Origin of the sequence: Kitasatospora sp. MBT63 (assembly GCF_000710465.2) — a bacterium.
GTDB lineage: Bacteria > Actinomycetota > Actinomycetes > Streptomycetales > Streptomycetaceae > Kitasatospora.
The window spans coordinates 1-2904 of sequence record NZ_JAIZ01000547.1 but is presented as its reverse complement, the minus strand read 5'-3'; the positions used below and the strand labels follow the sequence as shown (position 1 = coordinate 2904).

Genomic DNA, 2904 nt, shown 5'->3' with positions numbered 1-2904 from the left:
TGAAGATCACCAACAGCATCCCGATTACGGGACAGAGCCGTTCTTTTTACAGACCCGGCCGTGGCAGCATCGGCGGCCGAAACGGCATCGGGCTCGGGGACAAAGCAGGCAGATGCCAGAGGGCAGAGATGAGGTGTCGGCACGGAGGGACCCGACCTCGGACTGGATCAGGTCCGCGAGATGGTGAGTCGCCCGCCCGGGCTGGCGTCTTGCGAGGCAGCTGGGTCCTGGAGGGGACGGGTCAAGCAGCGGTGCCGCACCAGGTCCGATCGCTCGGCCGGAGTCAGCCGCCTCGGTTTGCCGAGAATGTCCTGCTCCGAGTCGGGCTCCTCGTCGACGTTGAAGCGGAAGGCGGTATCGGTGAGGTAGTCGCGGCGGAAGTCGGTCTTCCACTGCGAGTTGTGGCCCCAGCCCAGCGACCCGTCGAACGTCTCCCGGTAACGGCGCATGAACACGTCGTGGAGCGGTGACCGGTCCGCGATTCCCGCGACCAGGTGCTGGGCGCCGGCACGCACCGTCACACCGGTGCGGCTGAACAGCATCTCCCCGAGCATCAGGCCCGGCCAGACCGTCCCGGTGATCTCAACCGGCGCCTCCGGGCGCTCGTGCTGCGCAACGTGGACGACCTCATGGAAGAACGGTTCGAATGCGACGTCGCCGATCGGGGCCATTCCGAGCCGGGAGAACGCAGCCAGGTACTGGTCCCGGGTGCCATGCGGCCAGCGCTCAGGCTCGTGGATCTCGTGCGCCCAGGGAATCCCGGAGCCCGGAGGCAGCCGCGGCTGGAACTTGTAGATCAGTGCGTCGCTGACGCGGCTGAGCGCATACAACGTCTCCAGAGGATCGCCGAACTCGTACTCGGTCCGTGTCCATCCCCCGAAGGCGGCCAGCGGCGCGAGGGCTTCCCGGACGGCACCGGCGTGCTCGTCCAGCCACGGATCCACTACGGTGAGGAAGACGTCCACACCCTGGTACTCCTCCACGGTGCGGAAGAGTCGGCGGACGCGCAGTGCGGGAATCACGCAGTGCAGCCTAGACAGCCTCGCCCACGCGGTCGACGGGGTTTCCCGTGAGGCGGCTCAGGATGCCTGGTAGGTCAGCGCGTACCGCACACCAACGCCAACAGCACCAGATCAAGTTCAGTGCCTCCCTCGCGGCACGGATTGCAGACAGAGGGTCGCGGCGGCCGAGGGACTGCGGCGGACGGGGCGGGGCGGGGCGGTGGCCCAGGCCTGGAGCAGCAGGCTGTCGCCCGGCCGCAAAACCCGTGGTGCGCCGCCCGCCGACGCGGCGGTAGCCTCGGCAGCGTCCATGCGAGTTCGCGCGGATCGGCGCCTTCGACCGGCACGGGTACGTGGCGTCGTCGCCCTGCCGGCCACCCCCGAAGCCGCCCGCCCGACCATCCCGCAACGGAGCACCAGCGTCGTCCGCCTGTGGCGGGTCCGAGCGCCTCGGATCCCTATCCCTCGAACGGATCTTCCAGCACAGGGATACAGGGCGACAGCAGCGGCTCCGAGTGCTCGCTCACCCGCCCGCGGGCCAACCTGACGACGAGGAGCTCGTTCCCCCGAGCGGGGTCCTCGTCGTCGCGCACATGCAGCAGGCCGTACGAACCCGGAGCCCGCTCACCGACCTCCTCGAAGAACTCCACGATCTCCGCGTGCCGGTGGTTGCAGAAGCCGCCGAAATGGACGAACGCCTGACCGTTCATCCATCGCAGGTCAAGCAGATACGGGCTGTCGATCTCCCGGATACGCCTCTCGATGCCCTCGACGATCCCCCGCAGACGGCCGTCTTCACAGTCTTCATCGTCGGCGCCGGCGCTCTCCTGAACGTTGATCCAGCCGTGATATTCGAACATGGCCGCAGCCTACTGACCCGCTCACCAGCGGCCCGGCCGATTCCCGCTCACCTGATTCCCCACATCGTTCGACCTGCTACAGAGTGGGGAGTTGGAACGCCACTGGCCGTTTTCGGAGCCCCATCACCATTCCTGACCACCCGCCGGACCCACCCAGGCCGGCCAGCCACAGCCGCGACGACGCCGGGCGCAGCCGGCCGGGCGGTGAGCAGGAGGACACACCACGGCGACGGCAGAGCACCGGCGACCGGGAGCATCGCGGCGGCGGAAGGCGGAGAGGGCAGGATTCGAACCTGCGCGGGCCCCGAAGGACCCTGCTCGGCCATCGTGGCCAGGCACCCGATGAACCGCTCCGGGCACCTCTCCCGACCAGGGACCCACCGGCCCCCTGGCGTGCCACCAGCATGCCCCGACAGCCTGACCCGGCACTGACCCACCACTGACCGACCACTGACCCGGCGCCGGGGCCCCCGCCGCCCAGCGCCGCAATACGGGAGCCAGCCGGGCCGGGGGTGCCCGGTGGGAAGGCCTACCGGGCCGTCGGCGCGGCCGGGGCCGGCCGGCCGGGCCAGGGCCGGGCCACTCGGTCGGGTGGACGTCTCCGCACACGGCCGAACGGCCGCCGCCGAGCTCTTCGTGCACGGATATGCCTTGACCCGTGGCGGTCAGCCCCCGGCGCCCGGCCGGTCCCGCCCGTGACGAGAGGACCCGAGATGGCCCCCGACCCCAGCACTGCCAGGTTGGACAGGCTCCCCGACTCCACCGGCCCCGGCACCCGCACCAGCACCAGCACCGACGGCCGACCGTCCGGTGGCCCCGCCCGGCTGCGCAGGTCGGGCGCGGCGGCCGGGGTGCTGTGTCTGTCGGCGGCGCTGCTGCCGGGCGCGGTGGCGCTGCCGGCCCGGGCCGCCGAGGCGGCCGAGGTGCGCAGCGTGCAGTTCGGTCCCGGTGAGCACACGTTCGCGGTCCCTTCGGACGTCGGGGAGATCACGCTGATGGTCTGGTCGGGTGGTGGCGGCGGAGGTGGGGGTGCCGGTGGGGGC

At 70.9% G+C, this 2904-nt stretch carries 2 protein-coding genes and 2 pseudogenes; 1 reads left to right on the top strand and 3 read right to left on the bottom strand.

Features of this window, described 5'->3' with window-relative positions; genetic code table 11:
- Nucleotides 1–167: 167 nt before the first annotated feature.
- The 3 genes and pseudogenes from AA75_RS28990 to AA75_RS48070 form a co-directional block, all read right to left on the bottom strand.
- Entirely contained in the window at nt 168–965 is a 798-nt protein-coding gene (locus tag AA75_RS28990; RefSeq protein ID WP_051813644.1) for a hypothetical protein, read from the bottom strand.
- 494 nt (nt 966–1459) lie between these two features.
- A complete protein-coding gene (locus AA75_RS28985) occupies nt 1460–1861 on the bottom strand; it encodes an Imm7 family immunity protein (RefSeq protein WP_033823248.1) in 402 nt (133 codons plus the stop codon).
- Nucleotides 1862–2133: 272 nt separating this feature from the next.
- A pseudogene (locus tag AA75_RS48070) lies at nt 2134–2227 on the bottom strand.
- Between the two features lie 347 nt (nt 2228–2574).
- Here AA75_RS48070 and AA75_RS28980 point away from each other — a divergent pair.
- Nucleotides 2575–2904 (top strand): annotated as a pseudogene (locus tag AA75_RS28980) (hypothetical protein); the annotation flags it as partial.